This window comes from Proteiniphilum propionicum (genome assembly GCF_022267555.1).
In the GTDB taxonomy this organism is placed as follows: Bacteria; Bacteroidota; Bacteroidia; order Bacteroidales; family Dysgonomonadaceae; genus Proteiniphilum; species Proteiniphilum propionicum.
The window spans coordinates 1238646-1261616 of record NZ_CP073586.1 but is presented as its reverse complement, the minus strand read 5'-3'; the positions used below and the strand labels follow the sequence as shown (position 1 = coordinate 1261616).

Below are 22971 nucleotides of genomic sequence, written 5' to 3'. Positions count from 1 at the left end.
AAAATAGTGTACACAACACACAAAAGTGTGTTTTTTGATCGCTGTGAAATTTATTTTTTGTGTTTGAAATTTTCCACATCCTGTCTCAACTGCTCTGCTTCCAGTTCTTTCAGCCTTGCCCTTTCCAACCTTCTGGTTTTTTCGATAACTGCTTTTTCGTGCTGTTTCACCAGTTTACGGATCATTCTCACGCTATCCCTCCGGTTCTCGAAAATACTGTCGAGATCGTTTACACCTGCAGGGGTGATTTCTCCCTGCATCTGGACGTAACGGTACTTTAAATCGTTGTCCTTGCAGGTAGTGATTTCTTTCTGCTGGTAGAATACGATGAAAAATAAAATTAGGCACATGATACATAACCCGATCATCCCGTAAAATACCTTACTGGAAGCGATACTGAAAATATGGTGGTATTCAGTCCTAACCGGTTTGCGGATTTCTCTGATGGCTTCATCCAGTTTACCGGATAACTCGTCGATGGCCGACAAGCCGAGTATTTCGGGTTGGGTGGGAGCGCTATTACTGTTCCCTGCCTTTACAATCTCCCTGATTTCCTCGAAAAGCGTGTATATCTCGTTTACGTCTTTATTCTTCATTTCTTTAATGTGTTATTGTGTTATTACCTTGATATTTTATTGCACCCTTGCATTTATGCATTGAAGTACTATTTAATGAGATCATGATGCCATGACTTATTGAGATATTGACTGCATTATGTAGACTACATCTGCCGGCCGTACCTGCGTTTCTTCTTTTTTTTCGGTTGCTGGTACAGGTATGCCTGATCGTCATCATGCCCGCTTGCAGGCCGGATGTCGAACAGTCCTCCCAATCCCGATACTATGGATTCTGTACTGTTGTGTACCGTTGCCGATATCGATTGTGCCTGATCCTGCCGCATGGACTGTCGGACGTTCTGTTTTAATTGGTAGTCGATTTTCGAGTAACTGAACATCCTGTCCACTTTCGAGCCGTTGAACGTGTACCCTCCCTTTCTGAATTTTACTCCCTCCACGGTGGTGGTATTGCCTTTGGTCTTGAATTCCGTCCTGATTCCTGATCTTTCAAGTTCTCTTATCAATTGTTTCCAGTCCCTGCACCTCGGGACGGAAGTTTTAAGGGCTTCGTATATCTCGTATCTGGTCTTGTCCGGCTCACGCAGGCGGTGTTGCTTCACATTCTCCTTGCCCGTGGAATAGTATAATCCGTACTTGTGCGTCAATTCCTTGCAGATCTTCTCGCTCCGGTAACGGTCGTTACTGTCGGATATGGTCTTGCCGTTATTGTCAACCCGATTAAAGACAAGATGGATGTGCGGGTGTTCCTTGTCGAAATGCCTGGCAATGATATATTGCGTGCCGGTGATTCCCATGCGCTGCATATAATCGTGTGCGATCTTCACCATCATTTGGTTAGTTATCTTGTCCTTATCCTGTGCTGAAAAATCGAGGGATATATGTCCGACCGGTTTCGATACCCTGCCGTTCATGCCTGCCTGCGTTACAAAGCCGTCGATGACGGTATTCAGGTTTTTCAGGCGTAACCCGTCCGCTGCGAGTATCTGCATATCTTTCCTTTCATCGATGACGTATTTCACCACACCTTTAAAAGAACTTCCCTGTGTGATCTTAGCCATCATTGCGTAAAGCTTCTATCAGGTCGTCGATCTTGACTGCCAGACGGAGGTATTCTCCCCTTGCATTGGCGTACCCCTCGGCATTCGCTCTCCTCGCGATCTGGTTCAGGTTATTTCCCATCCCTGACAGTTTGCGGATATGGTCGTTCATTTCGGGTGTCATCCGTGGACGGATCATGCTCCCAGATATGGACTGCCGGATAAATTCACTCGTGCTGATCCCCGCACTGTTTGCCTTTGTCCTTAGCGAGAAATACTCCCTCGTGTCGAGTTTCACGCTGACGGTGTACCTGCGTTTCTCTCCCAGTTTCTTGGCGGGTCTCCCTCCCCTTTTTATCGTGTTCATACTTTAGTTTTCAATGTCATTTTTCATTATGATTTCATTCCAGACCATCGGGATTTCTTCTCCCTTTTCGGGGAGCAAGCGGGTTTTGGTACTACCAAAACATAAACTTGCTACTCCCGGAAACATAAGGTATCCCATTTTTTGCCGCATTAAATTCCTAATCCCCTTTTTGGTTTTTGGACTGGCTGCTTAGGGGATCGGCTGTGTTTCAAATGTGCCCCTGCGCACAAGTATTCATTCAAGTCCTTGTACCCCGAATAATGGTGCGAGGAATTCCGCACACGGCAACCCAGTTCCTTTTGCAGTTTCCTGAAAACGGTCATCCCTGCCTTGTCATTGTCAAAGAAACAATGTATCTGTTGGTAGTCCGCTAATAGCGGTAATGCTTTCTGCTGGTTTGCCGTCGAGTTGAGAATGATACTGTCATGCCGGTTCGAACTTGGATATTCGGGATTGAGCTGCTTGCGTATGGTAAGTAGGGAAAGGTAGTCCATAAATCCCTCGAAAACGAAACAGCTTTCCTTTCCGCTTTCCTGCCGGATACGGGTGATATCCTTGGGGGCGATGCATCCCTTGAATGCCGGGTTGCGTAGTTCATAGCCTCCGGCATCGTTGGCAAAGCCGATGGCATAGTAGATGTTTCCTGCTGCGCTGTAGTGTATCTCCCTGCATTGTTCCAGTGCGATATCCGCATTGATCTTCCGGATTTGCAGGTACTCCAACAGCCGGGGATGTTCCAGCGGTTTATCTTCCATCAGGGTGATCCCGCTGTTCCTTTCAGGATTCCGGTGAAAGGAAAGGGATAGTTGTTCCTCCACGGGTATGAACGGCTGTTCCCTTAGATGTTCGATGGCGTCATTAAAAGTGTATCCGTCCATCTTCATCACCAGGTCGATGATGCTCCCTCCCTCATCGCTTCCGAAGTCGTACCATAGATTTTTGGCATAATCGACTTTGAGGCTCGGTGTACTCTCATCCCTGAATGGGCTCCTGTACATTCCATAACCGGAATATTCCTTTGCGGGGTTAAATCCTCGACTTTTCAGGTAATCCCTTATTTGTATGTTTTTTATATTGTCCGTATTCATATTTCTATTTTTTCTGTTGTTTTGTTGTTTTTTAATCAATACCTATTGTATCACAATAAATTACAACACCAACATATCCACAACAAATATCATTTCCGTTGCCGGTTGTTCCCGACAATCCCTATTTTGTGGTACGGTTGTTGTGCTATTGTTGTCATTTTGTTTTCATTGATTATTAATCAATTAACGATGAAAGGAAAACATTACAACAAGATTTTATCGATCACGCTTTTCCCTACCTCCAGATACCGTCCTTTTCTATCCAGTGAACTTATCTCCCCGCTAAGGCCGATACTATAAAATGTATAGTCACTGTTATGATCCGAACGAAGCTTCCAGTTATCCTTTAGAATGTTCCGGATTTGAGGAAGGTCTGCCTTCAATCCTGCATTCCGTACGACATCAAGGAGATCTTTCGGACAACAATAGATTCTGGTCAGGTTGAGCCGCTCCATGACCTCTGCACAATAGGCGGCCATTTCAATCTCGACCTTGCTCGAATTGTATTTCTTTATCTTATTCAGGGCAGGGGTTTCAAGCAACGAGGGCTTGAACCACATGCGGGATTCGTTTTGGGTGGATAGCTTTCGGTTCTTCAGAAAATGAAGGAAAAAGGGTATTTCCCTCGTCATCAACTCTTTCAGGGAAGTTATATCCTTTTCGACCGGTTTGACTTTACGAACCCAGAAACGGATTTCTTCCCTCGGGATGATAATCGGGTTCTTTTCATTATTGGAACAGAGTACGAACTTGGCAAAGAACTCGATCTCACGACGGTCTTTCCCCTTGGCTTCAATCTTGTAATCTCCGGCTGTTGACAGGTTCTTTATCTTCTCGGTATCCTCCATCCTGTTCAACAGCAACTCATCAACAAGGATCAACAGCCGGTTTGCCCAGTCGGCATTGAACTGGCTTTTAAAATCCTCGTTCGTGTTGAATGTGGCATTCTTCCCGAATAATGCTTTCAGGAATTTCAGGAACGTTGTCTTGCCTGTTTCCCTTTCATTGGAAACGAGTAAGAGGATGGGCAGCATTTGTGTCGGACGGACATACAATAGTTGGATATAGTCAAATCCCAACTCTATCTGTTCCTCGAAAATGTGTTCCAGAAATAGCCGAATATAAGGAAAATCATCCTCGCATGGTGTATGGCCAATAGGTTCGTATTGGTTGAGGAAAGTTCCATATACCTGCCGGTAGTCTATATGACTGGGTATGATGCAAAAGCCGTCGTATTTCCCGATTTCGGGGAGACTGTTTTTCCCGTAATCCTGCCGTAGTGCTTCATAGCTCCAGACAATCTTCTCCTCGATAAAATCGCCACTGATCAGTGGTCGCCTTACATTCTTGTACAGGGTTGTCCCGACACGGATATATTCTCTTTTATTTCCCATGACCTCATTTCATTTTCCTGCGTGCGCTACGGGCAACGGTTCGGGTGATTTCACTATAGTCATGTCGGTTTCGTGTCTGGCTTGCAGCCCATTTCAGTACCTCTTTCCGTGAAAAGACAAGTTTGCCGTTATACATCCGGTGCGGGATATCTCCTGCGGAAGTGAGCTTGTACATCTTCCCTCTGGATGTGGGATAACCGTTTTCTTTCAGGAAGGCGAGTATCTCCACAAGGTTGGCGGCATCCGTATCGTTCTTTTGTTCTGCCGGTGCCGGTAGCAACCCGTGTACCGCCTCCTTTACCAGCGCTTTCAATTCGTCGGGTGTTGTGATAATAATTTTCTCCATTACGTTTTCTTTTAAATTATAAATAGAAATCCATCGCACAAAGTAAAGTCGTATATTACTGAAAATCAAATCACAAAATCGGTTTACAAATGTCTTTATTCGAAGTAACTCGATGCCATTCATAGACAAATGTAAAGTAATAATAAGGATTAAACTTTACCTTTTAACAACTATATAAGTCAATCCGGAGACAGTCGAAGCCACTCGATGCCAAACGTAAAGTGGTAATTATTTTCGGTTAAATAAATATAAATAGAAAGGGGGAGTATCTGGAAATGAGAGGTGGCAACAGTTATAAGATACTGTATAACTATAATTTATCTACCAACTTTTTCAATCCCTGCAATATGGATCGGGTAGTAAAGATATGCGGATAATACTGAATGCTGCTGAACTTGTCACTTGCAGTTTCAGGGATTTCTGCCTTGATAATCTCCGCATCGATCCACTTATCAACGGTCGGACGGGAAATGCATAATATATCGCTCATTTCACGCTTGCTCAACTCGACCGGTTCGGTGATACCGTTTCGGGAAATATATCGTTCAAGTGATACAAGGGCTCTTTTAAGGTTTTCAGGCTGTGCGGTATATGACTGCTTACGTTGCTTCAGGGTTATAACTGCGTTTTCAATATCAAGACCATCAAGTTCAGGGTTGGATTTAAGTTCCAGCCTTACATCTTCAAATCCTCTCAGATCGGAAAGGGGAAAGGTATATTTGCGGGGACGTGCCATAATCCATGATTTTGAATAGCAAACATACTATTTATTATTCGATTTCAGTAGATAACGTTGTTTTTCTTTTCATTGTTTTTCTGGGCGCATGTTTGTTATTTGTTTGTTATAAGAAAAAAGCACCTACCGGAATAAACCGATAAGTGCTTGATGATGAACGAGCGGCAAACGAGACTCGAACTCGCGACCCTCAGCTTGGGAAGCTAATGCTCTACCGACTGAGCTATTGCCGCATTGTGAATGCAAAATTAAAACTTTTTTCCATTCAATGTGCCATCAAAGATCATTTTTTATTGTTTTTCTCATAATATAGGGAAAAATTATTTACCTTTGCGGCGTCTATGAAGATAGATAAAAATCATCGGGATGTAGCACAGTTGGCTAGCGCGCCACGTTCGGGACGTGGAGGTCGGGTGTTCGAGTCACCTCATCCCGACTTACATAATAAAGACGGAAGTTTCAGGCTTTCGTCTTTTTTTCTTTTACGGATACTTCTGCTACTACAATACTTCGGTAAGTATTTATTTAGGCACCAGACAATCAGCGGTAAAGGCTATCTGGCTTCGGAGAAAAATATTCAGCATATAATTAATGAAAAACATGTTTTGTCGAACTTTTTTCCATACTGTTATTATTATTGAATATTTTTCAGTTCAACATAGCATACATGGCAGCAGGCATCCTTCATACCGGTTCTCCGATTAAATTGTTTTGCATGATAACCGATACAAAAATCTCCTACTCTTTTGCACTTCCCTTCATAATAGGGATCTCGCGTTTTACACCCTGGCTCAACGAAATCATGGTCTCTGTTGCCACCACGCCGGGAATCTCCTGAATACGGTTATTCAGTAAATCCATCAGATGTTCGTTATCGCGGGCATAGAGCTTTACAAGCAGGGTATATGGCCCCGTGGTGAAATGACACTCCGTAACCTCGGGAATCTTGTCAAACTCGGGGATAACGTTTTTGTACATAGAGCCTTTTTCCAGTTTCACCCCGATATATGCACTCGATGCATATCCAAGCACTTTAGGGTTTACATGATATCCCGACCCGGTGATGACGCCGTTTTCTATCATTCGCTGAACCCGCTGATGTATTGCTGCACGCGAGACCCCGCATTGTTCAGCTACATCTCTGAATGGAATTCGGGCGTTTTGTGAAATAATCTCCAGTATTTGTCTGTCTAGCTTGTCAATTTTTTCCATAGTAAATTTAATCTACATTATATCGTCAAAAGTAATAAATTTCTATGAGTTTTTGACAAAATGGAAAGACAATTTTAAAAAAACGCTCATTTTATACGGATTTCTGAAGAAAAAGCATTAATGCTATCGTTTTGCCAAATAATTTAGATAATGCTCAGCTATCACTATATCGAAAGGAGTGGTAATTTTTATATTGGACTCTTCCCCATCAGTCAGCATAATTTTCAGTCCATATTTTTCGGCTACGGATGCATCGTCGGTAAAGGCTGGGTCAAAACTAGTTTCGTATGCTTTTTTCAACACTTGTGCCGGGAACACCTGAGGAGTTTGCACTATTTTGAGCAGCTTCCGGTCGAAGATACGGCTTCCTTTTTCTGAAAGTACACGAACACTGTTCACCTCATCCACTACGGGAACAACCCCGCAACTGTATCGGCAGGACGCATCGAAACAACGTCTGATTAGTCCAGGCGTTATAAAAGGGCGGGCTGCATCATGCACACCTACAGTCTCATCCTCCGAAATAAATTTTAATCCTTTTTTTACTGAGTGAAACCTTGTATCCCCACCAGTGGTTAAGATATGAGGCACTATAAACTGATACTTGTTACAAAGCTCTTTCCATAGAGCTTGGAATCCATCTGGAAGAACAACCACAATACGCATCTTGTCGCTGTAATCATGAAAAGCCTGTATGGAATGCATCAAAACCGGTTTTCCTCCTATCAAAATGAACTGTTTAGGCAGCTCTCCACCGGCACGAATCCCCTTTCCGCCGGCTACAATGATCACACTATACTTCTTTTCAGGGGTCATTCGATATCATCCAATATTTTTTGCAGTTCCTTATCTGTCCTGGTCAGCTTTTCCTTACAAAAAGCAATCAGTTCCGACGCCCTTTTCACCTTATCGGTGAGGGCATCCACATCCAACTCTCCCGATTCAATGGCCAAGACAATTGTCTCGAGTTCTTTTTTGGCCTGAGTATAAGTCAATTTCTCCATTTAACTATTTATGTTTTTCTTAACAACACTTCGGTACCTCTTGTTGCGGACTACCGTTATCAGTTGATTTACTGAAGACATAAGCTCAATGCATGTCACTCATAGTCAATTATTTATGCAGCGTTGAGTATCTATTTACCGAACTATTACTGAAATTACTATTTCTATAAACGGTTTCGCTTTACATTTTCATTGTACACCTCCAATTTGGAGACTAACGATGTAGAAAATCCATCTTTAAAACGGGTTTCAATTATATCGTCTACAGCAATATCACGCATAGATGTAACAATTTTCCCATTCTTCACGGTAAGTGTATATCCCCGTTTAAGCACATTTTCCGGAGACACAGCCCGGACAAAATGCTCCCTTGTATCAACAAAATGATACTGGGCCTGCAGCAATTGCCGAAGAGAATGCTTCATCGTTGCCGACATCTGCATCACTCTTGAAACTTCTTTTTGCAACATAAGGACTGATTTATGTACCACATCTTTAGAAAGCGAGAACAGGTCTGATCTCTCTTTTACCATCACCGATTCGCTGACGGTTATCATCCTTTTTTCCATATCAATAAGATGTGTTGCCGTTTTTGAAAGGTGTCCAATGAAAAACTCGGCAACGGCAGTAGGTGTTTTTGCACGAGTATGAGCAACAACATCAAGCACTGTGACATCTCTTTCGTGTCCTATACCACTTACTACAGGAAGAGGGAACTGGGCAACGTTTGTAGCCAACAGATAAGAGTCGAAACAACTCAGATCGGAGGCAGCTCCACCACCCCTTATTATTGCGACGGCATCGAACAGATTTCTGTACTTAAACACTCTCTCCAGAGCAGCAATAATAGAAGCCTCACTCCTCTCTCCCTGCATGATTGCAGGAAACAGTTTAGTGTAAAACGCAAATCCTCCCTGATTTTTCAAGAGTTGGTCCCTGAAATCTTCGTAACCGGCAGCAGTAGGTGAAGAGATTACAGCTATCCGGTTTGAAAGTTCAGCCATCGTTAGCTCCTTGTTAAGAGTTAAAACCCCCTCCTCTTTTAGTTTATTAAGTACAAGCCGCCGGTTACGTGCTATCTCCCCCACTGTGAACGAAGGGTCAATATCAACAACCGACAGTGAGTATCCGTAAAGTTCGTGAAACTCAACCGACACCCTTGCCAGTACATTCAGCCCCGATGTGAACTGCTGACCCGTTTCTTTTTCAAAATATAGTGACAACATCTGGAACACATTCGACCAAATCACTCCTCGTGCTTTTGCTATGATAGATTGCGTTGTTGCATCTTTTTCCACAAACTCCAGATAGCAGTGCCCGTTTTGGTTACGGCGCACATCGCTAGTCTCTGCCCTTACCCAATAGCTATCCGGCAGTTGATTTCTAATAGCATACTTTACCCGGCGATTGAGTTCAGATAACGAGAAAGAAGATTCTATCATAGCTGAAGCTTTATTTTATATGTACGTTTCGCAAACGGCTCATCAACAACAAAATAGAGAGCCCGATTATTATCTCTTATATCTTTTGAGAGTGGAACAAAAGCAGTATTACTCTCATTGAAAGAATATCCGGAAATAAATTTTCCAGATTCATCCAGCAACCGAAAGGAATAGTCGTCTAAAGAAAAGGCTGGATCAAGAAGTGTAACCCAATAGTTCCCCGTACTGTCAGGTTGAATGCTCCATCCATTTTTTTCTACCTTTCCTGGTTGCATTTCCAAAGTCTTCAACACCTCTGACATCCCTTTCCTGAAATCCGGAATTCCCTGTCCGTAAACAGAATCGGGAGAAAGATATCTGTCTGAAGATTTTTTAACAATATCTATCAGTTCGGTACGGTGCAATTCAGGGTTTACCGACCACAGCGAAGCTATCAGCCCCGCCAGAAAAGGAGAAGAGAGAGATGTTCCATTAGTCCTTCCGAAGGAACCATCATGTCCCACAGTAACAGTACCTTTTCCCACAGAGACAAGGTCAGGTTTTATGCGCCCATCCTCCATGAACCCGCGCGAACTGAACGAAGCAATAATGCTATCTGTCCCCACGGCTCCCACTGCAAGTACATTTCTTGCATCTCCAGGGGGTGTGGATTTTTGCCAGGGCTTGTTACCTTCGTTCCCCGCACTTACCACAAGAACCATCCCCTTATCGAAAGCCATTGCGGCTGCCTGAGACATCAAAGAAACGCCCCCCGTAAGATCAGCATGTGTATAGTCCAACCCGCTATCATCGAACTGATAATAGCCCAGTGATGTATTGATAACATCCAACCCCAGGCTGTCTGCAAACTCAATGGCACGCACCCAATAATCCTCCTCCACGGGAAATTCACTGGAGACATCTTCAGAGCACAGAAGCCAGTATGAAGCATCTGGCGCCGATCCCATCATCACTCCAGGCTTATTAAGTGCCATAGCTGAAACCACCTTAGTGCCATGATCGCTTGATGAAAATATGTCGCCTCCCGGCACAAAGCTCATAAATCCATTCAAATTAACTGTCTCAAAACATGGGATTACATCGAAATTGGTAAATCCTGCATCAATAACGCCAACCATTATACCCTTTCCCCTGAATCCTGCACAAGCAAGTGTTTGAGCATTATGCAGGGTGAACTGAGGTTCAGTCAGCCCGAGAAATGAATCAGATGACTTCTCCTCCTCGCAGTGAACCTCCTTTAAACGGGGGCGGGCAGCATTAAGTTTATAATTATTACAGGTTCCCCTCCAGACATATTTCACGGAATCGACAAACGGGAGTGAGCTTATATCATTAATTCTGGCACTGTCATCTGTTTGTACAATTAGCGTTCTAAACCATTTGCTGTATGAAACAACCTCCCCGCCCGCTTTTTCCATCAATGAAAAATATTCACGGGAGATTGGAAAATCGGTTTCATCGATCTTTACATTCTCTTTTTTCTTCCTTTCAACTGCCCTTTCAGAAAGGAACTTCAAAGGATCATCAGCAGAGAACTCTATTTTCCCTTTATCTTTAAGGTAAATTCGAAACTTATAAAACTGGGGACCGGAAAGTATCCCGCCAAAAGATGAAAAAGAGAAAAGAAGCAGAAACAGTATGTAATAATATCTCATCGGTCAATACTTTTGGAAAATTCACCTCTTATTATCTTTTGCTTTCTCTTCAAAACAAAAAAGAGGGACAGCAAAAGGAGCAGTGAATTAGCATTAAACCTTATTTCAATTTTTCTAAAATAGAAACAAGATAATCATATGATTTGCCTACTGTATCAATCTCTATTGCCTCGGCAGGAGAATGTGCTCCGTAAATGGTGGGCCCGAAAGAAACAATATCAAGTTTTTGCTCTACCTTCGATTGTATAATACCACACTCAAGTCCTGCATGAATAACAACCACCTTTGGCCTTTTTTCGTACTTTTCATAATAAATCTTCTCCATCGTATTCAGCAGATCAGAGTTGGCATTAGGCTGCCAGCCCGGGTAATCGCCATCGAATTCCACTTTTGCCCCAGCCAGGCTGAATAGGCTCTCGACCGACGAGCAGACCCAATCCTTACGGCTTTCGGAAGAACTTCTCACCAGCAGTTTAACCTCAATTTTATCTTCCACAGATTCAACCAACGCAAGGTTCAACGAACTCTCCACCACTCCTGGGAAATCGGCCAGATAGCTTATTACACCATTGGGACAACCCTCAACAGCATTTATAAGGTCGTCCTGAACTTCTTCAGGAATCAGCGTAGCAGGGATTTCCGTTTTTTCGGCCTTGAATGAGATACCCTCTTCAATACCGGCAAAATCTTCCCGGAACAACACTTCATATTCAGCAACAAGATCTTCGAGATCTTCAGCCAGCTGCCCGGGGATAGTCAGCACTACAAACGACTCCCTTGGTATGGCGTTTCGCAGCGAGCCACCATGTATGCTAGCAATCCGCGCTTCATAATTACTCACCACATCTTTTAGAAAACGGTTCATCAGTTTGTTGGCATTGGCCCGTCCAATATGTATCTGCACACCAGAATGCCCTCCTTTTAAACCCTTAAGGCTTACTTTATAAGCCACATCGCCTTTCTCAACTGATGTGTCGGGCTGAAACCTGAAAGAGACATTCACATCCCTTCCACCAGCACAGCCTATGCAAAGTTCACCCTCCTCCTCTGTATCAAGGTTGAGCATCACGGAACCTTTCAGAAATCCTTTTTTCAGGCCGTTAGCCCCATCCATACCCACCTCTTCATCAACTGTAAAAAGGGCCTCTATAGCCGGATGACATATTGTCTGGTCCTCAAGCACTGACATAATCATTGCACATCCAACACCATTGTCGGCACCCAATGTGGTAGAGCGTGCTTTTACCCATTCTCCATCGATATATGCCTCAATAGGATCTGATGTAAAATCATGTTCTATATCAGAGTTTTTCTGAGGAACCATATCAAGATGAGACTGTAATATTACTGTTTCGGCACTTTCATATCCCTTTGATGCAGGCTTTTTTATTACTACATTGCCAACTTTATCCTGTTTTGTTTCCAGGTTCAAAGAGTTACCGAAATCTTTTATAAACTGTGTTACCTCTTTCATTCTGCCTGTTGGCCTTGGTATTCGGGTAAGTGAATAAAAATGCTTCCAAACACTATGCGGTTTTAAACTTAGAATTTCTGATGTTGTCATATTTTTATTTTTTTAGATTGGTCATTTGGGTTTCAATTTCCTTGTGTTCTCTTTTTACATATGGTAATGCAAACACTCCTACGAGCCCGTAAAGTATCTGCCATACCGACTGAATTGTAAATACTGCTCCTGCAAATGCAAGTGCCTCATTTTCGGCAACTCCTAATATTAAAAGCGAAGATATAACCATGAAGTGCCATGGCCCTATTCCGCCCTGAATTGGTACGGAAATACCGATATTTGTCATCGCGAACACAATCAGCCCGGCCAAAGGGCCCAGTCCCCTTGTAAAATCGAACGCAAAAAAGCAAATGTAAAAATACAAATAAAAACATAACCATAGAAGGATTGTGTAAATTATTATACGCCTTTTCTCCTTCATCCGCGATATCAGCAACCAGTCATATTTGAGTGTATCAATAAAATTTTTCACCTTCATCATTATGGGTGACTTCCTGAAGGCCGTACCAAACAATATGACAATCAACAAGATTATCACCAAAACAACATAAATCCATTCAGAAGTGATTATATGCCTCATACTTTCTTCAAACTGAGGGTTGTCATTGAAATAGGAGACAAAAAAGTCGATATACAGCACCACGCTGATAAACACAACAGTCAATCCCGAAATCACATCAACCATCTTATCCACTAAAAAAGTCTCCAGTGTTTTGGTGAAGGGAATCTTATCATATTTGCTTACCACACCACATCGCCATATATCACCGGCACGCGGTAATACAAAGTTCACTGCATAATTTCCAAGCGTAGCATAAATAACACTGGATCTTGGCGGATGATACCCCAGCGAGTTTAAAAACAGCTCCCATCTCAACCCTCTGAGGGTATTCCCTATAAGCCCGAAAATAAGTGATAAACCAATAATTCCCAGATTAGCTGATTTAACTATCTGCCACAGTTCCCCCATATCGGTATTCCGATACATTGCCCAGATTATTACAAGGCCGAGCAGCAAAGAGATTACAGTCTTAAGTAAACTCTTTACAGATTCTGAATTTATTTTCACCGATAAAACGATTATTATCTTATACAACCGGGTACCTTCTTTTAATAAAGAGATACCCAAACACGTAACATCTATAATTGTATCCTCTTTTTTAAGAATACGTTTGTCTGATTTTACACAATAAAATGTTAACTTTGCGGCCGTAAAGATAAGGAATAATCGTCATATTGCAATGTTTCCGGTAAGAGCAAAAAAAAACCTGGGGCAGCATTTTCTCAAAGATGAGGAGATAGCTTGCCGCATTGCGGCAACACTCGATGACTTCCCATCTCTTCCTGTTTTGGAGGTGGGTCCCGGTACAGGTATGCTCACACGGTTTCTGCTTCAAAACAATAGGGACCTCACCGTGGCAGAGATAGACCGTGAATCCATTGCATATCTGAACGAGCATTTCCCGGAGCTGCATGGAAAAATTCTACAGCAGGATTTCCTCCGGATGAATTTCAACGAATACTACGATGGGAGCTTCTGCATTATCGGCAATTACCCTTACAATATCTCATCGCAAATATTTTTCAAAGTGCTTGACAACAAAGATTTCATTCCCTGTTGCTCAGGTATGATACAAAAGGAGGTTGCAGAACGCATGATCGCATCGCCCGGAAGCAAGACATACGGCATTTTGAGTGTTTTGCTTCAGACATGGTACGATATTGAGTACCTATTCACGGTAGGCGAGCAATCGTTTATTCCTCCGCCAAAGGTCAAATCGGCGGTTGTAAGGCTTACACGAAACAAGCGACAACAGCTCAACTGCAATGAAAAATTATTCAAAACAGTAGTAAAGACAAGCTTTAACCAGCGACGGAAGATGCTTCGTAACTCCATTAGGCCACTACTAACAGAAGAGAGTACATTGCCATCAGACCCAATGCTTACAAAGCGCCCCGAACAACTGTCCATTGAACAATTCGAGCAACTAACCAATCTGCTTGAGCCTTTGGCCGGGCTACCTCGAACAGAGAAGAAATAAATTATTCGATTCACGATTAAAAAAAAGACATCATGGCGGAAGTAAAATTGTTTTATCATAAAGACGGCATCGTGAGATTAAGCCGCAGCCTTGAATTCTTGAAATCAAACCCTATCCAGAACTTTTTATGGATAGATCTTAACGACGTGGACGAAGAGATAGAGAACGAACTCGAAGATTTCCTCAAAATATATATCCAGGAAGAGGAGGAGATGATCGAGATTGAGATGTCGTCACGCTATATTGAAACAAACGACACGCTGATTGTGAACTCCAACTTTTTGTTGTCGAATTTCGAAACCGATCCGGTCTCCTTTATTCTTAAAAACAATATTCTTGTCACCGTTCGTTCTGAAGAGTTGATTTCGTTTCATGAAACGGTAAAAAAGATATCGGCCAATCCCAAAAACTATCCTACTGGTGCCCACGTGCTGGTTGCACTCCTGGAGACCCGAGTGGAGTTCGATGCCGACATGATAGAGAATATGACACAAAAGATTACGCAGCTAAGTAACTCTCTATCGCTAAAGGAGGCCGATGAAGAGCTGCTTTCAGAGATTAAGAACCTGCAGGAAAAAACCATGCTGCTTCGTGAGAACATCATCGACAAGCAACGCACCGTTTCAAGTATGTTGCGTAGCGAATTTATTTCCGCAGAGCTCCAACCCAAGCTCACTATAATCATCAAAGACATCAACTCGCTGGTGGAGCACATCAAATTCAGCTTCGATCGCCTCGACTATCTACAAGATACTTTCCTTGGATATGTAAATATTGAGCAGAACAAGATCATAAAAATTTTCACCATTGTCTCTGTAATTTTCATGCCGCCTACCCTTATAGCAAGTATCTACGGGATGAACTTCGACATTATGCCCGAGCTAGATAAAAAATGGGGTTATCCGGTTGCCCTTCTGCTGATGATTCTCTCCTCACTTTTTATCCTCTACTATTTTAAGAAGAAAAAGTGGTTGTAGCCAATATATAAAGTTGAGCCACCCTCTGGATGAGAGTGGCTCAACTGTCTCTTATGTCTATTACCGTGATAAATTTTCCAAAAGCTCCTTGCCATCCCTCATAAGGTTGTTCAGATCTTCCGGCCTTTCTATGATATTAAAACGCCTTAACATTTCTTCCAGTTGTTTTAACTTCTCAGGCTCGTTCTGCAGGTTTTTCCGCAGGATACGAATTTTCTCAGCATCCTGAATACCTTCACGAAGCCGTTCAAAACGGATGGAGCTGCGTCCATCGGGATAAACCACATAAGTATCTCCGGCGGGCCAGGTTCGAAAACGCGAGTCGATAAGCGGCTCTTTTACCCAGCTGTTATATGCCCAGCGCAGGAATCCATCGAAACCGGCAGCCATGGTGTACCAGCCGATAAAAGCTCCTTCTGCGGGATCGGAGAAGGTGAACACATTTGGGAATACATCTGAACAACAGACATACCAGGTAGTGACATAACCCTTCTCTGCCCGGTATATACGGTCTTCCAGATCAACCTCCGCTCCGTGTGCTACACACAAATCGGTCAACTGGTCGGGATATTCTTTGTAGCTTTTGTGGTTGTCGGCCAATGCCACCCCCATTCCGGGTGCTGCCTCTTCCAGCAACTTCAGCATCGCTTTCATTTCTACAGGATTACGTTCGTCCATGGCAATACGGGTAATTTCGCGCCACCCTTTTTGATCGAGGTGTTCCACAAAGTCTGCCAAAAAAGGTTTCCACAAACCAGCGTACTCTTTCGTTCCCGGTGCAGCAGTAATTTTCATCTCTTTCCCTTCACTTTCATCGAAGTAGTAGAATGTATTTCCCCACGGGACCATGGTATAGCAATTGATTTGCTTTTTTATACCCAGGTCCATCATGAATTGAACCCAATTGTCGAAAAAGGTATAATCGAATGCCCATGAGCCGTCCGGTTTTTTTGTCCAGCCAATCATGCTGTCGAACGCATCCTCGGTTTGTCCGTTCCATGGTCGTTTGTTCAACGTAGCAGTAATAACTTTCTGACCCGCATCGGCCAGCATCTTCATTACAGGCCGAAGAGCATCCCAGTGTCCTTGAGACCAAGGCTCCACGCCTGCAACACGGGCCACCGCATAGGGATTCTGCCACAGGTCCAAATGGAAAGTCCATTCTGTCCCTGGAGGCAGGGTCTGAGGAAGCACTTCAAGCTGGAATGAGATTTTATCTCTCTTTTTTCCTCCGGCAAAAACCTGTAGCGTAGATGTGTAAATACCGGGCTCCGCATCTGCGGGAACATCTATCGTTATCCATACGGGTCGTGTTGTGTTGGGAGATAGGTTGAAACAGGATACGTTATCAAGAACATCGGCACTGAGCGATGAAGCGAAATCTTCAGGCTTTCGGTGCCCGCACCCTTCTGCAAACTCATCTGTGATTACATAGCGTACAAAATTAATGTTCGCGGCATCTGCAGAAATAATTTTCCCGTCGGATGTTTTAAAATCGCTAAACAGGCATCCAATCCGGGAAACGCTATCTTTACTCCAAACAATCATCTGAGCCGAGACACGTTCTCCCCTCCATGCAACGCCTTGCCATTGTTTATGTAGGGTTATTTCCGGTATTTCATGTTTCAGGTAGCGTGTATCGATGCTTCCGACAGACACCTGCAAGCCTTTAGCCAGTGCTTCCCAGTTAGAGCTGATTGTCACGGGAAGATCAGCTTCGTCATAGGTCTGACATGTTTTAAAAGTTTGGGCAGGTTGCGAACAACCTACTATCAAAAGTAAGAATACAAGAGGGTAAAATCGAATCATAAAAATTAGTTTTAAAATTATTTCAAAGCGTTAAAGATAGCATATTTTAACCAGCTATCATGTTAAATCGGCAATAACTATCCCTTCTGCACATATATTTATTTAACGATCCAACGAGCTTTATAAATTTTAAACCCATAAGCCCTAAATACAACATTTCCGTTTTCGTCCACCAAATGATCTGCCCACCACTCTTCGTCGGGACACAGCATGATTGTTCCGAAACGGGAATCGGAAATACTTTTTACCGCCGGAAAACGATATGCCGATTGGATTCTATTGCTTTTCTGATCATATTTCCAAACCCTTTCGTTGGTCGTAAGCCACAACATATCTTCTTCACCGTTTACGGGAAACAGATCGTGTGAAGAGCGAAGAGGTTCATCGCTCGAAGCTACTTCGACCTTCATTTGATTCTTGAGAAGCGGTTTGTCTTTCTGTCCGTTGTAATCGTAAATATTCATCACATGTGTCGCCGAATAAAGCTTGCCCCGTTTCTTATCCCAAAATAGATTGTGAGCGGCCGGAAGCTCATATTTGGCGACCATCTCGCCGTATCCTTTCAGGGTATCGGTACGGAATGTAGCCAGAATCCCGTCGGTGGAAGAGGCGGTAACAATATTCCCGTCGGGAAGCAGTTCCGCCGAGTGCGGATTAACGCCGGCATACCCGTAGAACAAAACTTTCTTGTCGGCTATGCGGATCAGTGCCACCGCGCCGCCTGATGCCGTCATCAATATACAGCTGTTATCATATACCGGCTTCACCTCGCTGGGGTTGCTAAACCATGATCTCCTTTCCTGCGGTATCTTTCCCGACAGTGGGTTCCACTCCCATACAATCTTCTGCGTAACCATATCTGCTATCACAATAGAGGCATTCGCCTGATTGGTGACCACAATAGCTTTTTCCGGTAATGTAAAGTTTTTTTCCGGTTTATTCGTTATAACGGCCTCTTTGCTGCAGCTGCATCCGCAACTCATGATAACGATGCCAATCAACATGAAAATAAAATGGCAGGAAATTAATTTTCTGTTCATTTTTTCAATTTTAAAGAAATAGCAGAGAGATTTTTCCCTGCTATTTCAGATTTTCGATTTATTGTCTATCCATTCAAATTATTTTACCATATACTCATAGGCTCCTATATCAACGGATGAACCGATGATACGGGTGTTTCCAACAATATCGACGGATGTACCCGGATATCCGGAGTCACCTGCATCAATACATACCGAGCCGGCCGCGAGTGAAAAGTCCGGTGTATTGCCCGTAGGATTGGTAAAATGAGGGCCACCGGGTGCACTATTATCAGCTTCCAAATCAATACCATTGGAACTGAGAAGACCCGGCTCATTGACACCTCCCAAAAATGCACAATTGAACGCTTTGACATCATTCCAGCAAGACAATGCCCGATTAATACTTCCCCCGGACTTTCTCACATTCCAAATCACCGTATTATATAATCTGCTTCCATTTTCAAAATAGTTGGAGTTCCAGGCACCTGTATCATCCGTTATGCTATTAGCTATTGTAACATTATAAAACTGAGAAGAGGCTCCTCTAATCAGATACTTTTGAGAATGCATATTATAAAATAAACAATTCACAAGCTTGCACTCGCTGAAGTAGAAAACCTGCCTTCCATGCTTTAAATCACGGAATTCACAGTTACGGAAGCCATGATTTTTATAGATCTCAAAACAGCCCATGCCCGTATTCTTGTAAATATCACAATCGGTGAAAACTATACCATCCATCCAGCAGATATCGCCATTGTTATTCCAGGCATTCATGAAATTAAAATTGCCCCCTTTGAATACGGGTTTATTTTTCAGGTTCCGCTCTTTAAGTTTTGTCTCCGTTCCCGAAAAGCCCCCGTATACATTCACTGCTTTCCATGTAAGCGTAGAAGAAAACTGATAATTCCCACTGGCAACCCAGATTTCCATATCTCCGTTATTGGAAGCTGCCCCCATAGCATCGTGTATTGAGCCGAAGGCTTGTTCCCAGGATGTCCCGTCGCTGTTACCGCCGGGCTTAACGTAAATTATCTGATTTTTTCCTCTCTGGGCGATGAAAAGGGTGTCGGATGCCTCAACAACGCTGCCTTTGTTCTTTATCACCACAAATCCATCCCGTTCCACTCCTGTCTGATTGTTCTCAATATCTACCGAAACCACTACATTTTGTACGTTATGGCCTTGCAGCTGTTGATCAGCTTTTATCTCAATCCACGAACCGGAAGAAACACACTCGTAATCCACATTCAACGTCACCGGAATGTCAATCGCAAAGCTCTCCTTCTTGATAACAATATCTTTTTTCTCCTTTTCCAGAGGGATAAACAAGATTTTATCAACCGGTTTTTGAATAATCGACAATGTGGCATCAGTTGTCCTGTCTTTGTCAAACAACTTTATTTCTGTTGTTTGATCCTTCCCTGAAGCGTTTAGAGAAGCAGTAATCTTTAAATGTCCGTTATCAACCTTGGTAAAGGTAAATCCGTCCTTAGATGCCGCTTCCGGCTGCCATTCCTGATGAGTGACCACTTCGATGATCACCTCTCCACCCTGCCGGTTAAAATAGACCAGGCTCTGAGGCAGCGTGATAAGAGACCCCCGCCCTTTTTGCACTACCTTTATTCTTTGACTGAGCTGATCCATCAGCCTTACTTCAATCCAGCCTTCACGATCGTCCATACTTTGGTTCTCCTCGCAGGAAAAGACAATGGAATCGGCTTTCAATGCTTGTCCTCTGTATTTAGTCATATTAATCCAGTCGCCGGAAGCCTCGGCAAACCAAGGATATGAAGAGGTTAACGGCACAACCATACGCATTGTCTGCGGACTGCTTGTTACGGACTCCTGCACATCTATTTTAGGTTCTACCCTGCGGACTTCGTACGAATCGTCACAAGCCGTCAACACACAGGCAAATGCAATTACTCCCAATAGAGTTCGATATATGGAATTATATATTTTCATGATTTGTTCATTTTTTTATAACTACTAATCCGTTGATAACCGGCCGCAATTGACCGTCGGACGGTTTGTTCAATACATTAAAACTGCCTGTTTTATCTTTGATGACAAAAGTACTGGATCCTCCGCCATCCAGGTTGATTGCATTGTAGCATCCGGCGCCTTTACATAAAGTGGCGACATCTTCCAGCCGCATCCCGGAAGAATAACCTTCCTGACGCCCATCTATCACAAACAGAAAACATCTCTTATTATCTTTTGACAAACCAATAAAAGTACGTGGAGCAAACTGCATGGAAAGGTCATCAACAGGCATCTCTTTATTTTCCTCTCCCTCTCTTACCAACGAATGATATCCGCCCATGGCCTCCAGCACATCGTCTTTTATCCCCTCAAAGTCCTTGGGGTGAATTATTTTGCTTTCACCATTCTTCAAAACGACAAACAAGCCTTCATACCCGGGATAATAGGTCTCTTTCAGTATCTGCCCGTCCTTCACAAAAATATTCATGGTGAACAATTTTGTTTTATCAGCGCTTTCACCTGCAAAATCACCATTTACGCCAAGTACGACATTCTTTCCCGCTTTTTCTGCCCAAATCATTTGTTCCGGAATTGTCTGACGTGTTTTCTGAATATTTTCATTGTTGGGCGTACATGTCACAACCGAAAGATTTTTATCTAAATCGATCTCGGCAACAAACATCCGGGTAGGCCGGGTCAAGTACCTGAAATTCACCTCTGTAATTGTTAATCCCTCCGTAAGCTGATAGGACGAATCCTTTTCCACCACCTGGATCTTATCCATATAATCGGCAACCGATTGCATCAACGGGGTTTTCGCCCCTTTGTGCAAGCCGGGCACCACCACCTCATCAGATGAAGAAGAGCAGCTGAAAAACAGCATACATACAAAGTACCAGAGAGTAATATATTTTTTATTCGATTTTAAATCATTTATTCGTATCATGTTTCAATTTTTTATTGTTTTACCATCCCGGATTATCGGGTAATAGATTAGGATTAAGAGAAGTCTCTTCAATGGGAATATTGAACAGATAGTTTTTTTCCGTGAAAGAGGGTTTATATGTAACCCTTATGGCATAAGGAGTAATGAATCCATCCTCATCGAATCCTATTTTCTCCCTGATCATATTGATCTCTTTTGCTGAATAGAATTTGGAATCCATAATCGCTCCTCTCCGCTCACGGTTCAACAGGTTCACTCCTGCTCTCCAGCGACAAAGGTCATCCCATCGATAGCCCTCGGCAAACAGTTCGATACGACGTTCCCGCCTGATCTCGCGAATAAGATTTTTGTCGGCTCCTTTTATATCGGGATATTTACTGACCAGGTCAGGATCCTCAACAGGGTTGGCAGTCAGGTCGAAGGAGAACCCTACACGCCGCCTCAAGGCATTGATCGTTTTATCCAGTTCCGGGTCCAGTCCCAGTTCAGCCCCTGCTTCGGCTCTTATGAGCAACACCTCGGCATAACGCATTACCGGTGCATCGGTGGTTCCTTTGAAAGCCTCGGTACCTTCCCATTCAGAAGCTTTATAGAACTTACTGATACAATATCCTGTAACGGATGTTCCGTAAAACGGCCGTTCATTGGTTCCGTCAAAAAGATTGAAGATATTGGGAGCTCCTCCTTTCATAAGACCTCCGTCCTTCCTGTACAGATACTGTGCATGAGGACTGTTCGGATCAGGCACGCAGATAGTCTGTACGAGACGTCTATCACGATCCATCATCTCCGACAGATATCCCATGTGGGGATTGTGGCATCCGCAGACAGATATCGGTTTCCCTGTTCTGGAACACAAATATTCTTCAAAACAATCCCTACTCATACCGTAATTACTCATCGGATATTGCCTGGAGATCTGATGTCCCATATTTATTGCGGGATCATACTCACGAGATAATATGATTTCAGGATTTCCCTGATAATGATCCTGTATAAAGAGGTTGAAATAGCTCATCTCCGTGCCGTTACCAGTATATAGATTATGCCCATATTCGGTCTTCATCAACTCACCCGCGGTATCGTATGCCTTCTTTAACAGTTCTTCATCGCCCTCCATATCGCGGTAACGCCTCCAGGTCCCTTCATACAGACAAACTCTTGCTTTCAGTAATAAAGCAGCATTTTTACTCACCTTACACACATCGGTCTGCTTGGGCAGGTACTCTATTGCCCTGTCCAGGCACATCAGTATGGAGTCTGTTATGAGCACGCGTGAATCCCTTTTCTTGTAAAGGTCCGGATCGTTTTTATCCAGCACCTTGTCATACCAAGGCAGATCGCCAAAACGTTTCATTTTATTGAAGTAATCCCAAGCTTTGAAGAAATAGATCTCTCCTGCATAATGTTTTTTATCATTCGCCGATGCCGGACTACGCATGTAATTCTCCAGAAATGCATTACATCCGCGTATAACACCCCAACTCCATGCCCCATCGGTATGGTTTTTCACATTTTTACCGAATGCAATCTGATTCGCACCTCCACTCAAGAGGTTATCGGATTGCAGATCGCCGGTAATCAGGGGGCTGCCGTCCCACGAATTAGGGTTCCCATGTCCGATTACCAGGCTTGGATAATAGGTATGACAATACTGTTCCAGTGCAACCCCGTTGGCCGTAGCCCAAAACCGGGTATCGGTAATAGTATCCCCAGGTTCCACATCCAGGTAGTTGCAGCTTATCATTGTTAGTGTTATATAGGTTAATAAATATATATATTTTTTCATCACTTTTGTGTTT

At 43.3% G+C, this 22971-nt stretch carries 21 protein-coding genes and 2 tRNA genes; 3 read left to right on the top strand and 20 right to left on the bottom strand.

What is annotated here, in order from left to right; all coding sequences use genetic code 11:
• Window positions 1–50: 50 nt before the first annotated feature.
• The 8 genes from KDN43_RS04905 to KDN43_RS04870 all read right to left on the bottom strand — a co-directional run bounded on the left by KDN43_RS04905 (window position 51) and on the right by KDN43_RS04870 (window position 5779).
• Window positions 51–596, bottom strand: coding sequence for a hypothetical protein (locus KDN43_RS04905; protein ID WP_052673052.1), 546 nt, complete (start codon window positions 594–596; stop codon window positions 51–53).
• Between the two features lie 125 nt (window positions 597–721).
• Entirely contained in the window at window positions 722–1639 is a 918-nt protein-coding gene (locus tag KDN43_RS04900) for a relaxase/mobilization nuclease domain-containing protein (RefSeq protein ID WP_238868559.1), read from the bottom strand.
• Window positions 1629–1982, bottom strand: coding sequence for a MobC family plasmid mobilization relaxosome protein (locus KDN43_RS04895; RefSeq protein ID WP_313379803.1), 354 nt, complete (start codon window positions 1980–1982; stop codon window positions 1629–1631). The genes KDN43_RS04900 and KDN43_RS04895 overlap by 11 nt, the downstream gene beginning before the upstream one ends.
• A 149-nt stretch (window positions 1983–2131) precedes the next feature.
• Window positions 2132–3070 carry a toprim domain-containing protein gene (locus KDN43_RS04890; RefSeq protein WP_238868557.1) on the bottom strand — a complete coding sequence of 313 codons (939 nt, stop codon included), beginning with the start codon at window positions 3068–3070 and terminating at the stop codon, window positions 2132–2134.
• A gap of 203 nt (window positions 3071–3273) precedes the next feature.
• Window positions 3274–4464, bottom strand: a complete 1191-nt coding sequence (locus KDN43_RS04885) for a primase-helicase family protein (RefSeq protein ID WP_238868556.1) — start codon at window positions 4462–4464, stop codon at window positions 3274–3276.
• 4 nt (window positions 4465–4468) lie between these two features.
• Window positions 4469–4810: a helix-turn-helix domain-containing protein gene (locus KDN43_RS04880; protein WP_071135748.1), complete on the bottom strand. Its 342-nt coding sequence runs from the start codon at window positions 4808–4810 to the stop codon at window positions 4469–4471.
• 310 nt (window positions 4811–5120) lie between these two features.
• The gene (locus KDN43_RS04875; protein ID WP_045088815.1) at window positions 5121–5546 is read right to left on the bottom strand and encodes a hypothetical protein; all 426 of its coding nucleotides are present in this window, start codon (window positions 5544–5546) and stop codon (window positions 5121–5123) included.
• 160 nt (window positions 5547–5706) lie between these two features.
• Window positions 5707–5779 (bottom strand) — tRNA-Gly (locus KDN43_RS04870).
• A gap of 129 nt (window positions 5780–5908) precedes the next feature.
• On the opposite strand from KDN43_RS04870, the gene KDN43_RS04865 reads away from it, so the two are divergent.
• Window positions 5909–5982: transfer RNA gene (locus KDN43_RS04865), tRNA-Pro, on the top strand.
• Window positions 5983–6284: 302 nt separating this feature from the next.
• Here KDN43_RS04865 and KDN43_RS04860 read toward each other — a convergent pair.
• The 7 genes from KDN43_RS04860 to KDN43_RS04830 form a co-directional block, all read right to left on the bottom strand.
• Complete coding sequence (locus KDN43_RS04860; RefSeq protein ID WP_238868555.1) at window positions 6285–6758, bottom strand: Lrp/AsnC family transcriptional regulator; 474 nt, start codon at window positions 6756–6758, stop codon at window positions 6285–6287.
• A gap of 123 nt (window positions 6759–6881) precedes the next feature.
• A complete protein-coding gene (locus KDN43_RS04855) occupies window positions 6882–7574 on the bottom strand; it encodes a 2-C-methyl-D-erythritol 4-phosphate cytidylyltransferase (RefSeq protein WP_238868554.1) in 693 nt (230 codons plus the stop codon).
• Window positions 7571–7762 carry an exodeoxyribonuclease VII small subunit gene (gene xseB / locus KDN43_RS04850; RefSeq protein WP_238868553.1) on the bottom strand — a complete coding sequence of 64 codons (192 nt, stop codon included), beginning with the start codon at window positions 7760–7762 and terminating at the stop codon, window positions 7571–7573. The genes KDN43_RS04855 and xseB overlap by 4 nt, the downstream gene beginning before the upstream one ends.
• A 164-nt stretch (window positions 7763–7926) precedes the next feature.
• Entirely contained in the window at window positions 7927–9204 is a 1278-nt protein-coding gene (gene xseA, locus KDN43_RS04845; protein WP_238868552.1) for an exodeoxyribonuclease VII large subunit, read from the bottom strand.
• Entirely contained in the window at window positions 9201–10859 is a 1659-nt protein-coding gene (locus tag KDN43_RS04840) for a S8 family serine peptidase (protein ID WP_238868551.1), read from the bottom strand. Before KDN43_RS04840 ends, xseA begins: the two co-directional genes overlap by 4 nt.
• Window positions 10860–10959: 100 nt before the next feature.
• A complete protein-coding gene (locus KDN43_RS04835; protein ID WP_238868550.1) occupies window positions 10960–12423 on the bottom strand; it encodes an aminoacyl-histidine dipeptidase in 1464 nt (487 codons plus the stop codon).
• Between the two features lie 4 nt (window positions 12424–12427).
• The gene (locus KDN43_RS04830; protein WP_238868549.1) at window positions 12428–13453 is read right to left on the bottom strand and encodes a lysylphosphatidylglycerol synthase transmembrane domain-containing protein; all 1026 of its coding nucleotides are present in this window, start codon (window positions 13451–13453) and stop codon (window positions 12428–12430) included.
• 172 nt (window positions 13454–13625) lie between these two features.
• Here KDN43_RS04830 and rsmA point away from each other — a divergent pair, with 172 nt between their 5' ends.
• Window positions 13626–14426: a 16S rRNA (adenine(1518)-N(6)/adenine(1519)-N(6))-dimethyltransferase RsmA gene (gene rsmA / locus KDN43_RS04825; protein WP_238868548.1), complete on the top strand. Its 801-nt coding sequence runs from the start codon at window positions 13626–13628 to the stop codon at window positions 14424–14426.
• A 32-nt stretch (window positions 14427–14458) separates the two neighbouring features.
• Entirely contained in the window at window positions 14459–15403 is a 945-nt protein-coding gene (corA, locus tag KDN43_RS04820; protein WP_238868547.1) for a magnesium/cobalt transporter CorA, read from the top strand.
• 60 nt (window positions 15404–15463) lie between these two features.
• Here corA and KDN43_RS04815 read toward each other — a convergent pair whose 3' ends face one another.
• The 5 genes from KDN43_RS04815 to KDN43_RS04795 form a co-directional block, all read right to left on the bottom strand.
• The gene (locus KDN43_RS04815) at window positions 15464–17212 is read right to left on the bottom strand and encodes a DUF4091 domain-containing protein (protein ID WP_238868546.1); all 1749 of its coding nucleotides are present in this window, start codon (window positions 17210–17212) and stop codon (window positions 15464–15466) included.
• 98 nt (window positions 17213–17310) lie between these two features.
• Window positions 17311–18252 (bottom strand): DUF6528 family protein, encoded by a 942-nt coding sequence (locus tag KDN43_RS04810; protein WP_238868545.1) that lies wholly within the window; start codon window positions 18250–18252, stop codon window positions 17311–17313.
• A gap of 78 nt (window positions 18253–18330) precedes the next feature.
• Window positions 18331–20202, bottom strand: coding sequence for a choice-of-anchor Q domain-containing protein (locus KDN43_RS04805; protein ID WP_238868544.1), 1872 nt, complete (start codon window positions 20200–20202; stop codon window positions 18331–18333).
• Window positions 20203–20209: 7 nt separating this feature from the next.
• Complete coding sequence (locus KDN43_RS04800) at window positions 20210–21169, bottom strand: phosphodiester glycosidase family protein (protein ID WP_238868543.1); 960 nt, start codon at window positions 21167–21169, stop codon at window positions 20210–20212.
• Between the two features lie 19 nt (window positions 21170–21188).
• Window positions 21189–22958, bottom strand: a complete 1770-nt coding sequence (locus KDN43_RS04795; RefSeq protein WP_238868542.1) for a RagB/SusD family nutrient uptake outer membrane protein — start codon at window positions 22956–22958, stop codon at window positions 21189–21191.
• Window positions 22959–22971 lie beyond the last annotated feature (13 nt).

Coding starts and splice junctions, on each gene's coding strand:
- KDN43_RS04905 (WP_052673052.1), bottom strand. CDS start 596: ATGAAGAATAAAGACGTAAACGAGATATACACGCTTTTCGAGGAAATC.
- KDN43_RS04900 (WP_238868559.1), bottom strand. CDS start 1,639: ATGATGGCTAAGATCACACAGGGAAGTTCTTTTAAAGGTGTGGTGAAA.
- KDN43_RS04895 (WP_313379803.1), bottom strand. CDS start 1,982: ATGAACACGATAAAAAGGGGAGGGAGACCCGCCAAGAAACTGGGAGAG.
- KDN43_RS04890 (WP_238868557.1), bottom strand. CDS start 3,070: ATGAATACGGACAATATAAAAAACATACAAATAAGGGATTACCTGAAA.
- KDN43_RS04885 (WP_238868556.1), bottom strand. CDS start 4,464: ATGGGAAATAAAAGAGAATATATCCGTGTCGGGACAACCCTGTACAAG.
- KDN43_RS04880 (WP_071135748.1), bottom strand. CDS start 4,810: ATGGAGAAAATTATTATCACAACACCCGACGAATTGAAAGCGCTGGTA.
- KDN43_RS04875 (WP_045088815.1), bottom strand. CDS start 5,546: ATGGCACGTCCCCGCAAATATACCTTTCCCCTTTCCGATCTGAGAGGA.
- KDN43_RS04860 (WP_238868555.1), bottom strand. CDS start 6,758: ATGGAAAAAATTGACAAGCTAGACAGACAAATACTGGAGATTATTTCA.
- KDN43_RS04855 (WP_238868554.1), bottom strand. CDS start 7,574: ATGACCCCTGAAAAGAAGTATAGTGTGATCATTGTAGCCGGCGGAAAG.
- xseB (WP_238868553.1), bottom strand. CDS start 7,762: ATGGAGAAATTGACTTATACTCAGGCCAAAAAAGAACTCGAGACAATT.
- xseA (WP_238868552.1), bottom strand. CDS start 9,204: ATGATAGAATCTTCTTTCTCGTTATCTGAACTCAATCGCCGGGTAAAG.
- KDN43_RS04840 (WP_238868551.1), bottom strand. CDS start 10,859: ATGAGATATTATTACATACTGTTTCTGCTTCTTTTCTCTTTTTCATCT.
- KDN43_RS04835 (WP_238868550.1), bottom strand. CDS start 12,423: ATGACAACATCAGAAATTCTAAGTTTAAAACCGCATAGTGTTTGGAAG.
- rsmA (WP_238868548.1), top strand. CDS start 13,626: ATGTTTCCGGTAAGAGCAAAAAAAAACCTGGGGCAGCATTTTCTCAAA.
- corA (WP_238868547.1), top strand. CDS start 14,459: ATGGCGGAAGTAAAATTGTTTTATCATAAAGACGGCATCGTGAGATTA.
- KDN43_RS04815 (WP_238868546.1), bottom strand. CDS start 17,212: ATGATTCGATTTTACCCTCTTGTATTCTTACTTTTGATAGTAGGTTGT.
- KDN43_RS04810 (WP_238868545.1), bottom strand. CDS start 18,252: ATGAACAGAAAATTAATTTCCTGCCATTTTATTTTCATGTTGATTGGC.
- KDN43_RS04805 (WP_238868544.1), bottom strand. CDS start 20,202: ATGAAAATATATAATTCCATATATCGAACTCTATTGGGAGTAATTGCA.
- KDN43_RS04800 (WP_238868543.1), bottom strand. CDS start 21,169: ATGATACGAATAAATGATTTAAAATCGAATAAAAAATATATTACTCTC.
- KDN43_RS04795 (WP_238868542.1), bottom strand. CDS start 22,958: ATGAAAAAATATATATATTTATTAACCTATATAACACTAACAATGATA.